This window comes from Cyclobacterium lianum (assembly GCF_900143075.1).
In the GTDB taxonomy this organism is placed as follows: domain Bacteria; phylum Bacteroidota; class Bacteroidia; order Cytophagales; family Cyclobacteriaceae; genus Cyclobacterium; species Cyclobacterium lianum.
In genome coordinates this window covers 20262-36046 of record NZ_FRCY01000004.1, presented here as the reverse complement: position 1 = coordinate 36046, position 15785 = coordinate 20262, and the positions used below count along the sequence as shown (strand labels likewise).

The window sequence follows — 15785 nt, the reverse complement described above, 5'->3', positions numbered from 1 at the left end:
GAAACCGAGCCTGCATACCGGAAAGGCAGGCATGACGTATCCGTCACACAATACGATGATTATTCTGCCGGTAGGCAGAGATTCTTCCGATTTAGGATCCGAACTAGCTATGGGGCCTCTTTAAGACAATTATAAACAGATGAAGTAATCGTTGCCGGGCGGAATCCGGTCCGGAGAAAGCAAGCTGCCCGCCAGGCCGCAATATTCCGGTAAAACAGATTCGACAACTTCAGGTCATTAAAACTCAAATAAACCGATCATGAAATTCAAAAACCCACCAAACCAACGCATTTACACCAGAGCTTTCCTGGTTTTGTGCTGCCTTGCACTGCCAGCCGTTTTTTATTCCTTCACCTCAATACTACTACCTAAAGCGTCGCAGGAATCCGAGTGGCAAAGCTTGTTTAACGGGAAAGACTTAACGGGCTGGATAGCTAAATTTCACCATCATGAAACGGGTGAAAATTATGCCAACACCTTTAGGGTAGTGGACGGCCTGATACAGGTCAATTATGACGAATACCAAACTTTCGATCAGCGCTATGGGCATCTTTTTTATGAAAAATCCTTTTCCTCTTTTCACCTCAAATTCGACTACCGCTTTACCGATCAATGGATGGAAGACGCTCCCGGATATACCTACAGAAATAGCGGCGTCATGTTTCATTCCCAGGCGCCGGAAACCATATTGAAAGAGCAGGATTGGCCCATTTCCGTCGAATACCAGATGCTGGCCGATGCAGGAGACGGCAATCCCCGGCCCACGGGCAACATGTGCTCTCCGGGCACAGAGGTATATTTTGAGGGAGAGATGGATCCCAGGCATTGTATCAATTCCACCTCCCCTACTTTTTCCTGGAACGAATGGGTACATGCCGAATTGATCGTCTACGGAGATTCACTGGTAGTTCACAAGGTAAATGGTGAAACGGTTCTGGAATATACCCAACCCCAAATAGGCGGCGGTGTAGCCAACGGATTCGACCCTGCTATCAAAGTAGACGGAAAATTGCTAAATGAAGGATATATTGGCTTACAGGCTGAAGGACAGGGCGTGGAATTCAAAAATATCTTTATCAAACCTTTGCGGTGAAGGATCCGCTTTCGACTTTCGTATAGCTGCCGCCAGCTATTCACAAAAATGGTAAGGTAATTGCGACTATGGTGTAATGACGGCCCGGATCTGACCTCCGTGGAAGATTCCTATGATCCTCTTTTGGCCATCAAAATCAGGGAAATGATGATCGTCAGGGATCGTCAGGGTTTCAATTGAAAAAAATCAGTTTGCCAGCACAATTACCAACAGATGAAGTATTTTATATATATCCTGGGCCTGGTTGCCATTGTTATCACGGCTTTGCCAATCATCGATACGGGCACCTGGTGGATCAGGATCTTTGATTTTCCGCGGGTCCAAATTTCCGTTTTTGGCCTGATAGCGCTTTTACTGGCCCTGTTTTTTTTAAAAGACAAACCTAAAAACCGGGTTTCCTTTCTTGTACTGCTGATAGTTGCACTTGTGTATCAGCTCATCATGATCACGCCCTTCACACCCCTATCGCCTGTAAGCGCAAAAGATGCCAATAGCAAGGATGTGAATGATGCATTTACCCTTTTGATGAGTAACGTGCGGATGGCTAATACCGAGCGAGACCGCCTGCTGGAATTGATCAGGCGGAAAGATCCGGATTTGGTCTTGTTAACAGAGCCTGACCTGATATGGACGAAATCGCTGATCGAATTGGATGAGAGGTACCCTTATTCCCTAAAAAAGCCTTTGCCCAATACCTATGGTATGATCCTGCTATCGAAATTTCCATTAATAAATCCGCAAATCAACTACCTGGTAAAAAATACCATCCCCTCATTTTATACACAAATCGAATTGCCTTCCGGAGGCCAATTTGATTTTTACGGCGTCCACCCCGAACCCCCAAAGCCTGGATCGGATACTTACGAACGGGATACCGAGTTGTTGCTAATCGGAAAGAAAATCAAAAAGGATCCCAAACCGGTGATTGTTGCGGGTGATCTGAATGATGTCGGATGGTCGCAAACGTCCAACCTTTTCCGGGAATACAGTCAACTGGTAGATCCGCGTGAAGGCCGCGGGTTTTACAATACCTACAATGCCTTCATACCGCTGATGCGGTATCCATTAGACCATGTATTTTATTCGAATGACTTTGGCCTGGTATCTTTCCAAAAACTCAGGGAGATCGGCTCAGACCACTTTCCGGTCTGGATAGAACTGACATTCGAGCCCGACTCCTCCGATCCCGAAGAAGTTGACAACACGGATGCCGAAAAAAATGCAGAGGTGGAGGAAAAGATAGAAAAAGGTAAATAGCCGCCGGATCAACTACGATCAAGTATTGCTCACGATTTCATGCCGGTCGATCCAGATGAGAGTTGCGTAATAAAATCAGCAATTTATTTTTTAATATAAACTGCATACATGTAAAATATTTCTTGATATTTCTATATTTTAACGGCACATACGCTGTCGTCAAATGGAAAGTTTCCGGAATCAACTTGCACATGAGTTCGAATTGCCGCTGGCAAATCCTATACTTGTTTTTTCCCTTATCCTGCTTATAATTCTTCTTGCCCCGGTAATTCTGCGCAAATTTAACGTCCCCGGAATTATTGGGTTAATCCTTGCAGGGGTACTGGTTGGACCTTATGGCTTGAATTTTTTGGAAAAGAGTTCGGCTATTGAGCTGCTTTCAACTATTGGGCTGCTATACATCATGTTTGTAGCCGGTTTGGAATTGGATCTCAATGAGTTTAAATCACACAGAAACAGTAGTCTCCTTTTTGGCCTGTTTACGTTCCTCCTTCCTCTCGGTATTGGTTTTCCGGTGTGCTACTACGTACTCGGATACGATCCTAACGCCAGTTTTTTGACTGCAAGTATGTTTTCCACCCACACATTAGTGGCCTACCCTATCGTGAGTGCATTGGGAATAGCCAAAAACCGAGCGGTAGCGGTAACTGTTGGCGGTACCATCCTGACAGACACCGCAGTCCTGATCATCCTCGCTGTGGTAATCGGAAAAAGCGAAGCTGGTCTGGGTGCCGGATTTTGGCTCAAATTGGGTATTTCAATTGTCATTTTTTCAAGCATTGTTCTTGTACTGATACCAAAATTTGCAAGATGGTTTTTCAGAAAATTGGAAAGCGAAAAACACTCCCACTATATCCTCGTATTGTCAATGGTATTCCTGGCTGCATTTCTTGCTGAGTTGGCGGGATTAGAACCCATTATCGGTGCCTTCCTGGCCGGGCTGGGCCTCAACAAACTGATCCCACACTCCTCTGCTCTGATGAACCGGATAGAATTTATTGGTAACTCCCTTTTTATTCCCTTTTTTCTGATCAGCGTGGGCATGTTGGTGGATATTACAGTCATCTTCAGTGGTCCGATGGCCCTGCTCATCGCCGGAACACTTTCCGGAGTAGCGCTTTTCGGAAAGTGGCTATCTGCCTGGTTTACGCAGCAGATTTTGAACTATACGGCTATAGAGCGGCAACTCATCTTCGGTTTAAGCGCCGGACATACAGCTGCTACACTGGCAGTAATTTTGGTTGGATACCGGGCAGGGATCCTGGATGAAAATATACTTAATGGAACGGTCGTTCTAATCTTAATCACCTGTCTGGTGTCTTCTCTCGCCACTGAGCGGGCAGCAAAGCAATTGGTAATTGCAAAAGAGAATGCCAATTCTGTTTTGTCCGAAAATCAGCCCGAAAGGCCAGAAACCATATTGTTGCCATTTGCCAATATTGAAAATATTGAAAAACTGCTGGAGTTTACCATCTTCATCAAAGACAAAAAATCGATTGAACCGATATCGATTCTTTCGGTGGTTGAAAACAACGAAGAAGCAGAAATTAATCTTATCAAAGCACGAAAGAAGCTGGAAGAATTTGTCAGCCAGGCTGCCGCCTTTGATACAGCGGTCAATATCATCACCACGCTGGACCTAAACCCGGCCAGTGGTATATCCAGGGTATCGAGGGAGATTATGGCGGACACGATCGTCTTGGGATGGCCCAGAAAGTCCGGTTTGATACAAAGGCTTTTCGGACAGAAAATGGATGCTATAGTCGCCAATACCGACAGAACTATTTTTATCTGTCACCTGGAGAGCCCGCTGATGTTGCACCACCGCATTTCTGTTTTTGTACCCGCATGGGCAGAAAAGGAAGTAGGCTTTACCGACTGGTTTGCTAAATTAGGCAGGCTTGCCACAGAGCTGAGTGCAGTGATCCATTTTTATTGCACGGGGTCAACGTGTAAAGCCTTGCAGTTACTGGTTCGATCCAGCGCCTTGGATGCCCTACTTACCAATCAGCCAGTGAGCGATTGGGAACATTTTAAACAACAATTTCAACATATGGATTCAGATGAGTTGGTCGTGTTGGTGGCAGCAAGAAGAGGAACTGCCTCGTACATTCCCCTGATGGAAAATATTCCGGAAAAAATGGAAAGTCTGGTCCCTGAAAACAATATGTTAATCATTTATCCGGGGAAATCGCTGACCGGCACCGAAACGGAGAAATTTGATGGAATTTCGGTCAACTAGACTGAAGGTACGCCGGAAAATTGAAACCCTGGCTGCCATCCAGCCATAACATTCGATGGCCCATTTCTTCATCAAACCCAGGAATATTCCTGAAGGCAGTGATGAACATTTGGACTTAAAACTGCTGGTCAATATATAGTGGTATCAACGTCAAAAAATCAACGCACAAAACGATCCATAAAGGTATCTTTGTAAGCCCGGCCAAGGGGAACCATCTTTCCATTCAGCATGAATATCTGGTTGCCACTGATCTTGCTGATCTCTGTAACATTCACAATAAACGATTTGTGCACCCGGATGAAAATCCGTTCATCCAGTATTCCCAACCAATTTTTAAGTGGTTCGGAAGAGATGTATTTTTTTTCTGCCAGGGATATTTCTGAGTAATCGCCGTCTGACATTATAAAATGAATATCCGTAAAAGCAATCCGTACGTGGTCATAGCCAACCTTGATGAAACACTCCTTTCCGGAATCATATGGACTGGACTCAGGAGCATCTTGTCGCGTCGGTATTTTTCCGATTGCTTTGACAAAACGTTGAAAGGAAAAAGGTTTCAGCAGGTAATCGACTACATCCAGTTCATAACTTTCCAACGCATATTCCGGATGGGCAGTTGTCAGAATAACCTTAGGCTTGAACGGGAGGGATTTTAACAATTCAATTCCGGAAATTTTGGGAAGATTGATGTCCAGAAAAAGTAGATCTACGTTTTCCTGCTGCAGAAAAGCCATTGCCTTGATGGGATCGCTAAAGGTACCTGCCAGGGTACAGGTACCAAGGTCTTCAAGGTATTTTTTTAAAATGCGCTGTGCAGGCGGCTGATCTTCTACAATGATACATTTCATTTCTTTCTGAGCTGTATGGATAGCGATACCTGATATTTGTCGTCCGTTTGGTCGATATGTAACTCATGACTGCCTGGATAGAGCAAATCTAGCCTTTTGCAGACATTTTCCAAACCAATGCCTTTATCTCTGCCTGAGTTGTTATTTTCAGGAATGTAATTATTGCCGCAGGTAAAATGTAGCCAGCCATTTTCCTTCAATCCCAGGTGTATGGCAATTTGTATTTTGTCCGCCTGTCCCGACTGGCTATGTTTAAAAGCATTCTCAACAAACACATTCAGAATGAGTGGAGCAATCCGAAAATCATTTCCATCAATATCGGCGTGAAAAAACACTTCCCCCCGGTCTTCGATTTGCAGGGTATACAATTGAGTGAAATTTCTAAGATGGTCAATTTCCTTTGCCAGAGGTACAGAAGCTTCCTTGCATTCATAAAGCATGTACCGAAGAACGCCGCTTAATTCCAGTATTATCTCCGGTGTTTTCCGGGAGCCCTCTACGGCATAAGCATAAAGATTGTTCAGGTTGTTGAATAAAAAGTGTGGGTTAATTTGGGATTTTAAAAATGCCAACTCGCTTTCTTTTACCATGGCGGTTAACTCGTCCAATTGCCGCTGTTTGAGCAAGGCATCCCAGGCAAATTTAAATCCGGACAAAATAGCCAGAATCGGCAGTACCTGACCCAGACTAAATATAACTCCGGGGAAATTGGTACCCCTGGAGTCGGGGAAAAACCATCGCTCGAGAACCATCTCTTCTATCAGGATAACCATGGCTACCACCAGGATTGTCATCATAGTAAAAAGGGCGTACTTTTTAGCGTAAAACAAGTGGGGTAGACACACATAACTTATCAGCAAATTCGCCCAGGCGTAATTGATAAAGAAAACAAAATGATAGGTCTCAAAGGTATACATCACATCCGGATGATGCCTGTCAATAGTATAAAAACTAAATACCAGTGTATGAAGAATAACCTGAAAAATAAATTCTCCCTTGCCCTTATGTTGCTCAATTAATTGCTGATCCATAGGGTAAAAATACATTTAAATCGGATCCTTGCCCAGCCAATTCGACAAACAGCAGGAAAACCCGGTTAAGCGACCAGATCAACCCCCATTGCCGTTCGTCTGAGAATTTACGTCGTTTGCCGAAAGTATTTTTTTTCAGATTTTTTTCTACTCAGTTTTGTATCATCGGAAAATGCAAAAAAGTGAGCCAAATGCCAGGTCAACAGAATTGTGGAGATTTTGAGCGGGGCCGCCTGCTTACATGAGGGAGATGGCCCATATCCCGGGACCTGTGACATGTCGTACAAATATTAAAATTATTAATAAACATATGAAAAATACGTTAACCTTCATTTTGAATCTGGTATTGGGTCTGGGATATCTGCAGGCACAAAACATTGAAATTACAGGAAAAGTGGTGGATGCAAATAGCGGTGCTCCCATAGAGTTTGCCACGGTTAAATTGCTCGATGGTGAAAGCAAAGAAATGATCGCAGGCACCACCACGGACGCATCAGGAGCAATCCTGCTGACTACCCAGAGAGATAATTTCTTCATTGAGATCAGTTTTATCGGTTTTATTACGCAAACCATATCCGATTTCGAAAGGGACGGCAGAAAGGTAAATCTGGGTACCATACCTTTACCCGAAGACAGTGAATTGATGGATGAGGTAGTCATCCGGGGAGAACGATCGACCACAGAATTCAAATTGGACAAGCGGGTCTTTAATGTAGGTCAGGACCTTAGCAGTACAGGGGCCAGCGCGCTGGAAGTATTGAACAATGTCCCTTCAGTTACGGTAAATATTGAAGGTCAGATCCAGCTTCGCGGTATTGGAGGAGTGCAGATACTAATCAATGGCAAACCTTCGGTATTGGCAGCCGACGGTGGCAACGCATTGGGGACGATTACCGCGGATATGATAGACCGGGTCGAAGTGATCACCAATCCTTCTGCCAAATACGATGCCGAAGGAACTTCCGGCATTATCAATATAGTCATCAAGAAAGAGGAGAAAAAGGGGGTAAACGGTTCTGTTACCCTGAATACAGGTGTTCCGAATAACCACAGCCTGGGATTCAGCCTGAATAAGCGTACTGAAAAATTTAACCTTTTTAGTCAACTTGGGATAGGGCACCGTACCTTTCCCGAGACCTTTGAAACCATCAACAGCAACCTGAGCGATCAATCCTATGTACGCAATACAGGCGATGGAGAGAAAAACGAAACGTTTTTCAATTTGATCCTGGGCACTGATTACCATATCAATGACAGAAATGTGCTTTCCCTGACGGGTAATTTTGCATACGAATTGGAAACTGAGTTTTCAACGGGAAATTTTATATCTGAAAACAGATTTTCCGGACCAATAGCAGGATGGGTGAGAGATGAGTCCACTGAAGCCACCAACCCGAAGTGGCAGTACGAACTGCAATACAAGAGTGACTTCTCTGACAATGACGATCACTACCTGCTGATCAGTGCATTGGGAAGCTCTTTTGCCAAGGATCAGATGTCCACATTCAACAACATTGCTGAATTTGGAGAGACAGCGCTGCAGGACCGCCAAAAAACCGATACTGATTTTGGGCAGGCAGAATACACGTTTAAAGCAGATTATACGCAGCCAATTACGGAACAGATTACCTTTGAGTCAGGGGGACAATACCTGATCACCGATGTGAATAACGATTTTTCTATTTCTACACTGGACGATGGAATCTGGGTGGAAATCCCCGAAAGGACAAATACCTTTCTTTATACCCAAAAAGTACTGGGTATCTACAGTACAGGAGCCTACGAAGGAGAGAAATTTGGTCTCAAATTGGGCTTACGTGTCGAGAATACCGACCTGAATACCTTGCTGGAACAGAGCGATGTGGAAAACAATCAAAACTTCACCAACCTGTTTCCTACGCTGCACAGTTCATACAAGCTGGCAAACAACTTCTCTATACAGGGTGGCTATTCCAGGAGAATTTCCAGACCCAGGCTGTTTGATCTGAATCCATTTTATAATATCCGAAACAATTTCAGCATTCGTACCGGAAACCCGGAACTTCTTCCTGAGCTGACCGACAGTTATGAAATTACCGGAATTCTGGATCTGGAGTTGATTTCATTGAGCAGTTCGGTCTACCACCGCTACATCACGCAGACGGTAGAAAATGTCACCATTTTTGAAGACAATGTAGGAATTACAAAACCCATGAATATTGGCACCAATAAAGCCACAGGACTGGAGCTAAACGGTAAAATTACGCCCAATGACTGGCTGTCTTTAAGCGCCGATTTCAATTACAACTATTTCAATCGTGAAGGTACCTTCGAAGCCAGCCCATTTGATTTTACTGCAGACCAATGGTCTGCACGGCTTACTTCCAAATTTAATCTGCCGGCTGATTTTACTTTGGAACTGATTGGCAATTACCAATCTGCCTACCAGACCTTTCAAAGGAATATCAGCGGGTATGCGCTTGCAGATATTGGCATAAGAAAGAAGATCATGAAGGGAAAGACCATTTTGAATCTGAGTGTCCGGGACGCATTTGCCTCCCGCATTTTTGAAAATGAAACCGTGCAAAATAATTTCTCTCAGTATGATTACAGGTTGCGGGGCCGCTTCATCACCCTGGGCCTCAGCTACGGGTTTGGCAAAGGGGAAGCAATGGAATTTAGCGGCCAGAAGAGATTCTAAAGGGAAAATATAGGCTTGCGTCTTCTACATCCGGGGAATGATAAAAATCCGTTTCACACTGGAGCGGATTTTTATTATTTTTTGCCGCGCAATGCCTTCTTTTATACAAACGCTCAAAAAGGGATCAGGTATCAATGAAGGGTCGCGGAGCGACATCGCAAAAAATCTTTTCTCCGGATTTCTGATGAAATCTTTTCCAAATGAGCGCGGGGAAAAATTATCCTGCCACCGGTCCTTGCTTACAACCAACCTCCGCCCAAAGCCCTGTACAAATTTGCCAGGGCTTCCATACGTGCATTTTTGGCATTGATCAATCCAATTTCGGAATTTAATGCGTTTTCTCGGGCAGTGATCACTTCCAGGTAATTCCCGATACCATTGTCCAGGAGCTCCTCCGAAAATTCAATCGCCAGGACATAGGCATCCAGCTCCTGTTGGATGATCTCCTGTTTTTTCCGGGATGCCTCATAGGAATACATGGCATCCGAAACCTCCTTTTCGGCATTTAACAAGGTTTGTCGGAAATTCAGATAGGCCTGCTCTTCCTGGCTGAGGGCGACCTCATATTGGGTTTTCAAGGCACGCCCGTTAAAAATGGGTTGGCTCAAACCTGCAATTATATTCGCAAACACCGAATTCAAGCTAAACAATTGGTCCAATTCCAGACTTTGCAGGCCTCCTGTGGCTGAGAGGCTGAAAGAAGGGTAAAGATTACTTCTGGCCACATTGCTCAATTCGAACGCATTTACCAGGTTCCATTCTGCTGCCAGGACATCAGGCCTGTTGCGTAATAATTGTATCGGATAGCCGGTAGAAATGCGTTCCCCCTGGAAGCCCTGTTCTGTCCATTTGCTTCGGTCAATATCCCCCGGATCAAGACCTAAAAGCAAGGAAAGTGTATTTTCGCTAAGCTTAATGTCTCTGGTAATATCTACGCTCAAAGCCCGGGCTGTGTGGAGTTGAGCTTCGGTCTGCTTCACACCCACTTCGGTCACAGCGCCTGATACCTTTAGCGCTTTTGTCGTTTCCAGGGCCTGTTCGCGGTTAGATATGGTAGAATTGGTCACCTGAAGCTGTTCATCAAGTGCCTGAAGCCTAAAATACAAAACCGCAATATCGTTGATCAAACGGGTTTTGACCGCCTGATGTGCAGCTACAGATTGCAGGTATCTGGCTTCAAAGGCCCGTTTCTGGCTGCGAATTTTCCCCCAGATATCTGCCTCCCAGGAAAGACCGGCAGAAACCTCGTACTGGGTGATGCCACCATTAAAGAAGGAACCGAACTGCGAATTACGGGACAATTCCTGATGGGTTACCTGAGCATTCCCGGTGACCGAAGGTAGCTGCCCCAGTTTGCCCTGCTTAAAATAGGCCTGAGCAGCCAGAATCTGCTGCAGGGCGATTCTCACATCAATATTATTTTCCAGGCCGGTCTCAATATGGCTGACCAATTGGGGATCGGTAAAAATATCCCGCCAGGAATACTCAGCCATACTCAGGCTGTCCGCTGCCAATTGATCTGTCCTGAAATAGGCTTCATCGACGATTTCCTCAGGCTGTTGGTAATCTTTTGCCACGAAACAAGAAGGCAACATCAGCAATAGAAAAGGAAGATAGTAAATATTTTTGTTGTACATAAATATCAAGCATTTACCGTATCTTCAATGCCCTTTTTGGAGGAGACTTTTTCCTGAAGCCATTGAAATAAAATATAAAGCAGGGGAATTACAAAAACGCCGATGAGTGTTCCGATGAGAAGGCCGCCAACGGCTCCGGTTCCTATAGAGCGGTTTCCCGCAGCACCAATGCCACCGGCAAAAACCAGAGGCAAAAGCCCGATGATAAAGGCAAAAGAAGTCATCAGAATAGGTCTCAACCTTACCCTTGCACCTTCAAAGGCAGCCTCTTTGATGGTATATCCTGCCGCTCTGCGCTGCATCGCAAACTCCACGATTAGAATGGCGTTTTTTGCCAATAGTCCCAGGAGCATTACAAGTGCAATCTGGAAATAGATATTGGCCTCCAGACCAGCAAAATAGGTGGTAAGGTAGGCACCCATCACCCCTATGGGTAGTGAAAACAAAACTGAAAATGGGATCAGATAACTTTCGTATTGCGCGGCCAGGATAAAGTAAACAAAAAGAACACTAAGCATTATGATCAAAAGGGTCTGGTTTCCGGCATCGATTTCTTCCCGGGTCAGTCCGGAATAATCCACCAGATAATTGTTTGGCAAAGCCCTTGCATTTACCTCCCGTACGGCCTTGATGGCATCGCCGGAGGAGTATCCGGGAGCTGCCGAACCATTGATCGAAACAGAGTTAAAGAGGTTAAACCGGGTAACTGCCTGAGGTCCGTAGGTTCTGTTTAGCTCGATAAACTCCGTAATGGGCGCCATTTCCCCTTCGGCATTGCGCACAAACAGCGCGTTCAGGTCATTTTCCTCTGCCCTATCCTCCGGCAAGGCCTGTATGTATACCCGGTATTGTTTGCCAAATCTGGAAAAATCAGCGGCGTATTGGCTTCCAATATACCCCTGCAATGTGCCCATAACCTGACTGACATTGATCCCTGCTTCTTTAATCTTTGGAATATTCAATGTCAGTTCGTATTGTGGGTAGCTCGTGCTGAATGCACTTTGGGCAAACTGGATTTCCGGCCTTTCCATTAAGCTGCTCATATAAGCCCGGGCCTGCTCGTCCAAATCCTCAAAGCTTCCTCCGGTCTGGTCCAGAAATTTGAGCTCAAACCCTGAAGAAACGCCAAAACCAGGAATACTTGGCGGAGAAAAAAACAGGATCTCTGCCCCTGGAATGTTTGCGGCTACACCAAACATTTTTGCTATAATGGCTTGCGAAGACAGGGAGTCTGCCTCCCTTTCCTCCCAGGGATCAAGCTTGATTATTCCCAGGCCAAAATTACTTCCCGCTCCTGAGATCAGGCTAAAGCCATTGACCATAGAACCACCCATTACCCCTGATATCTGATCCAGTCCACTCATAAGTTCATCCGTAGTCGCTACGGTCCGGTCCAGAGAGGCACCTTCCGGCAGCTCTATGTTGGCAAAGATCATTCCCCGGTCCTCATCCGGAACAAAGCCTGTGGGTGTATTTTGCGCCGCCCACACAGTAGCTCCAATCGCACCGACGACAATCAGTCCGGTAATCCACTTGTGTCTGAAAAGGAATTTTAGTGAAAGGACATACCTGGCGGTAGTACGCTCAAATGCCAGGTTAAAGCCGTTGAAAAACCGTTTGAGAAAACCCGCCTTCTTATCTTCATTCTGGTGATGAGGCTTGAGGAAAATCGCACAAAGTGCGGGACTCAGCGTAAGTGCATTAATGGCCGAGATTCCTATGGCCACGATCAGCGTCACTCCAAACTGTTCGTAAAATACGCCGGTAGGTCCGCTGATAAAGGTAACCGGAATAAAAACCGCACCCATCACCAGGGTAATGGAGATTATTGCTCCCGTGATCTCGTCCATGGCCTTATGGGTTGCCTGCCGGGCATTTCTGGCACCTTCCTCCATTTTGGCATGCACTGCCTCTACGACTACAATCGCATCATCAACAACAATCCCTATCGCCAATACCAGGGCAAACAGGGTTAGCAGATTGATAGAATACCCAAATAGATTAAGAAAAAAGAAGGTACCTATAATAGATACCGGTACAGAAATAGCTGGGATGAGGGTGGACCGAAAATCCTGGAGGAAAATAAATACCACCAGAAAAACCAGCAAAAATGCCTCAATCAAGGTGACCACCACTTTGGCGATTGAGGCATTTAGAAAGTCATTGGTATCAAAATTGATAAACAGGGATAGGCCGGAAGGAAAACGGGTTTCCATTTCGCTAAGAGACGCCTTCACGTTGTTGATGATTTCTCTGGCATTGGAGCCCGGAGTCTGGTACACTGCCATGCTTACCCCCGGTTTTCCATTGGTAAAGGACATGACAGAATAGGCTTCTGCATCCATTTCAATTTTTGCCACATCCCTCAAACGAAGAAACTGACCGTTTCCCAATGCCTTGATGACGATGTCTTCATATTGCGTTTCGTTTTTGTATCGTCCACTGTATTTGATGACATATTCAAAGGATTCCGCATTGTTTTGTCCCAGCGACCCCGCCGCAGCCTCGAGGCTTTGCTCATTGATGGCGGCAGTTACATCTGCCGGAATCAGGTCATAGGCCGCCAGTTTCTCCGGCTGCAGCCAGATACGCATGGCATAATTCTTCGCCCCAAAAACGGTCACATCGCCTACTCCCTCAATTCTTTTGAGTGCAGGAATAACATTGATATTCAGGTAATTCTGAATAAAAGTGGCATCATACTCCGGGTTGTCCGAGACCAGGGTAAAAAACATCAGGGAACTGGTTTGTTGCTTTTGGGTGATGACACCGGCCTGAACTACCTCCCTGGGCAATAAGGGATTGGCTCTGGCTACCCGGTTTTGCACATTCACGGCTGCAATATCGGGATCCACTCCCTGATTAAAAAACACCTGGATATTGGCAGTACCATCGTTGCTGGCGGTAGAGGTGATATAATCCATATCCTCAACGCCGTTGACCTGCTCCTCTATAGGGATGATGACACTTTCCAGCACTGTTTCTGCATTGGCTCCCGGAAAGTTTGTCCGGATACTCACCGTAGGCGGGGCGATATCCGGATATTGACTCACCGGCAGTGCAAATAGCCCCAGCACACCCAATATCACGATCAAAATGGATACCACGGTAGATAGGACTGGTTTATCAATAAACTGCTTTACCATAACGATCTACTTGAATGCGATTTTCAGTTTTTGCGCAATACTATCAAAATCCACCATCTGAGGCCTGATTTTCGATTGATCACGAAGTTTTCCGGCGCCTTCATACACAATCTGGTCCCCTTCACGCACACCTTCTTCTACTACCACCAACTGATCTACCCTTGCCTGCACTTTTACCGGCACCCTGCTTACGAGCGAATCCGCTCCAACACGGTACACATAGGCTTTTCCCTGCTGCTCAGTGGCTGATATTTCCGTGATTAACGGATATCCTTCATACACTTTCGGTATCCGGATCATCCCACTGTTGCCATGGGCCAGCAGTCTGTCTGGATTGGGAAATGTAGCCCGAAAATTAACGGTACCCGTAGACGGGTTTACCTGTCCGGTTACTGTTTTGATTTCGCCTTTATGCGCATATATCTGCCCGTTTACCAACTCAAGTTCCACCTGCGGCATATGGTTTAGCTTTTCATCCAGCGATTGGCCCTGAGTACGCTGAAGCATATTCAGGTAATCCTTTTCATTCATAGAAAAGAAAGCAAACATATTTTCTACCTGCGAAACTGTGGTCAGCGGTTGGGGATCCGAGGGGCTTACCAATGCACCCTGACGAAACGGTACGCCACCTACATATCCTTCCACCGGACTCTTTATCGTGGCATAATTGATACTGGCCGCAATGCTCTTATAGGCAGCCTCAGCCTGAGCCAGCCGGGCCCTGGCTGTTTCAAGCTGAACTCCCCCAATGATGCCTTTTTCTACCAGAGGTTTGAGTTTTTCCACTTCTACTTTTGCCGCCTGCACATTGGCCTTCGCAGCGTCGGCATCCTCATCCAGGGACTGAGTTTCCAGTTTAAAAAGCGGCTGACCCTTCTTCACCGCCTGTCCCTCGTCCACCAATACTTCGGTGATGTATCCTGATACTTTAGCCCTTACCGCACTACTCACCATGCCCTCTATGCTGACCGGGTAGCTTTCGTAACCTGTGACCGATTTTACGGGTACTTCAAAGACCGGGAAGGACGGAAGCGGTGTTTTACCGGAATTTTCACTCTTTCCCTCGGAACAGGACTGGTAAAGCACCAATACCGCAAAAAGGTATACAATCATAGGATTTTTCATGATGATAGGATGTTTACTAAATTTTAAATTGGGGCGGGTAATGGGTCAGGCCCGGGTAAGTGCAGTCCAAAGTTTGGAAATGAGCAGGTTCCTGTCTTCAACGTCAATTTCAATGGATCCAAAAATCCTGATTTTAGCTGCCAGGATCACGCTGCCCATATACAAGGACACATAAAGTTCCGGCTTTGCTTTTTTCAAATGGCCATCGTCCATCCCCTCTTTAAGAAAATGAAAAAAACCTCCTCTAAAATGGTGAGGACTTCTTTCCTGGTTGTAGGGTGAATTGATGTATTGTTCAAAAAACACCAATACCTTGGGATGAGCTGTATAAAAAGCATACAAGCTAAGCCATCTTTTATAAAACCTTTCTTTATAGGGCTGACCTTCATCCAATTCAGCCTGGACCCAATCTTCTACCTGCCCTTTACAATACGTATAGAGCTCATTCATCAGCAGGTCTTTGCTGGCAAAATAATGGTAGATGGTCCCGGCTGCCACACCTGCTTCTCTGGATAACGAGCTCATGGAAGCACCGTGAAAACCATAGGAAGCGACCAGATCCAGCATGGCTTCGAATATGGCCCTTTTTTTATCTGTTAATCCCATAGGTTCCTGCATATAATCGATCGAACGTTCATTCGGGTGCAAAAGTAGGAAATTGTTATTAGTAAACCAAGTTTTTAATAAATGCCTGTGGTTAAAAAAATATATAATATTTACAGCGCA

The 15785-nt window shown here is 45.5% G+C and carries 10 protein-coding genes; 4 read left to right on the top strand and 6 right to left on the bottom strand.

What is annotated here, in order from left to right; genetic code table 11:
- Positions 1 to 259 precede the first annotated feature (259 nt).
- From BUB19_RS07055 to BUB19_RS07045, 3 genes are all read left to right on the top strand, one after another.
- A complete protein-coding gene (locus BUB19_RS07055) occupies positions 260 to 1093 on the top strand; it encodes a 3-keto-disaccharide hydrolase (RefSeq protein ID WP_084097080.1) in 834 nt (277 codons plus the stop codon).
- Between the two features lie 213 nt (positions 1094 to 1306).
- On the top strand, positions 1307 to 2350 hold the full coding sequence (locus BUB19_RS07050) for an endonuclease/exonuclease/phosphatase family protein (protein WP_073093857.1): 1044 nt from the start codon (positions 1307 to 1309) through the stop codon (positions 2348 to 2350).
- A 163-nt stretch (positions 2351 to 2513) separates the two neighbouring features.
- Positions 2514 to 4592 carry a cation:proton antiporter gene (locus BUB19_RS07045; RefSeq protein ID WP_073093856.1) on the top strand — a complete coding sequence of 693 codons (2079 nt, stop codon included), beginning with the start codon at positions 2514 to 2516 and terminating at the stop codon, positions 4590 to 4592.
- Between the two features lie 158 nt (positions 4593 to 4750).
- Here the strand turns inward: BUB19_RS07045 and BUB19_RS07040 are convergent, their stop codons facing one another.
- Positions 4751 to 5440: a LytR/AlgR family response regulator transcription factor gene (locus tag BUB19_RS07040; RefSeq protein ID WP_073093855.1), complete on the bottom strand. Its 690-nt coding sequence runs from the start codon at positions 5438 to 5440 to the stop codon at positions 4751 to 4753.
- Entirely contained in the window at positions 5437 to 6471 is a 1035-nt protein-coding gene (locus tag BUB19_RS07035; RefSeq protein WP_073094203.1) for a sensor histidine kinase, read from the bottom strand. The genes BUB19_RS07040 and BUB19_RS07035 overlap by 4 nt, the downstream gene beginning before the upstream one ends.
- Before the next feature lie 310 nt (positions 6472 to 6781).
- Between BUB19_RS07035 and BUB19_RS07030 the strand changes: the two genes are divergently transcribed.
- A complete protein-coding gene (locus tag BUB19_RS07030) occupies positions 6782 to 9151 on the top strand; it encodes a TonB-dependent receptor (RefSeq protein ID WP_073093854.1) in 2370 nt (789 codons plus the stop codon).
- A gap of 239 nt (positions 9152 to 9390) precedes the next feature.
- Here the strand turns inward: BUB19_RS07030 and BUB19_RS07020 are convergent, their stop codons facing one another.
- Genes BUB19_RS07020 through BUB19_RS07005 form a run of 4 tightly spaced genes read right to left on the bottom strand, consistent with a single transcriptional unit; the run spans position 9391 to position 15665 of the window.
- Entirely contained in the window at positions 9391 to 10788 is a 1398-nt protein-coding gene (locus tag BUB19_RS07020; protein WP_073093852.1) for an efflux transporter outer membrane subunit, read from the bottom strand.
- 5 nt (positions 10789 to 10793) lie between these two features.
- Positions 10794 to 13934 (bottom strand): efflux RND transporter permease subunit, encoded by a 3141-nt coding sequence (locus tag BUB19_RS07015; RefSeq protein WP_073093851.1) that lies wholly within the window; start codon positions 13932 to 13934, stop codon positions 10794 to 10796.
- A 6-nt stretch (positions 13935 to 13940) separates the two neighbouring features.
- On the bottom strand, positions 13941 to 15059 hold the full coding sequence (locus BUB19_RS07010) for an efflux RND transporter periplasmic adaptor subunit (protein WP_073093850.1): 1119 nt from the start codon (positions 15057 to 15059) through the stop codon (positions 13941 to 13943).
- A 45-nt stretch (positions 15060 to 15104) separates the two neighbouring features.
- Positions 15105 to 15665: a TetR/AcrR family transcriptional regulator gene (locus BUB19_RS07005; RefSeq protein WP_073094202.1), complete on the bottom strand. Its 561-nt coding sequence runs from the start codon at positions 15663 to 15665 to the stop codon at positions 15105 to 15107.
- Positions 15666 to 15785: the final 120 nt, after the last annotated feature.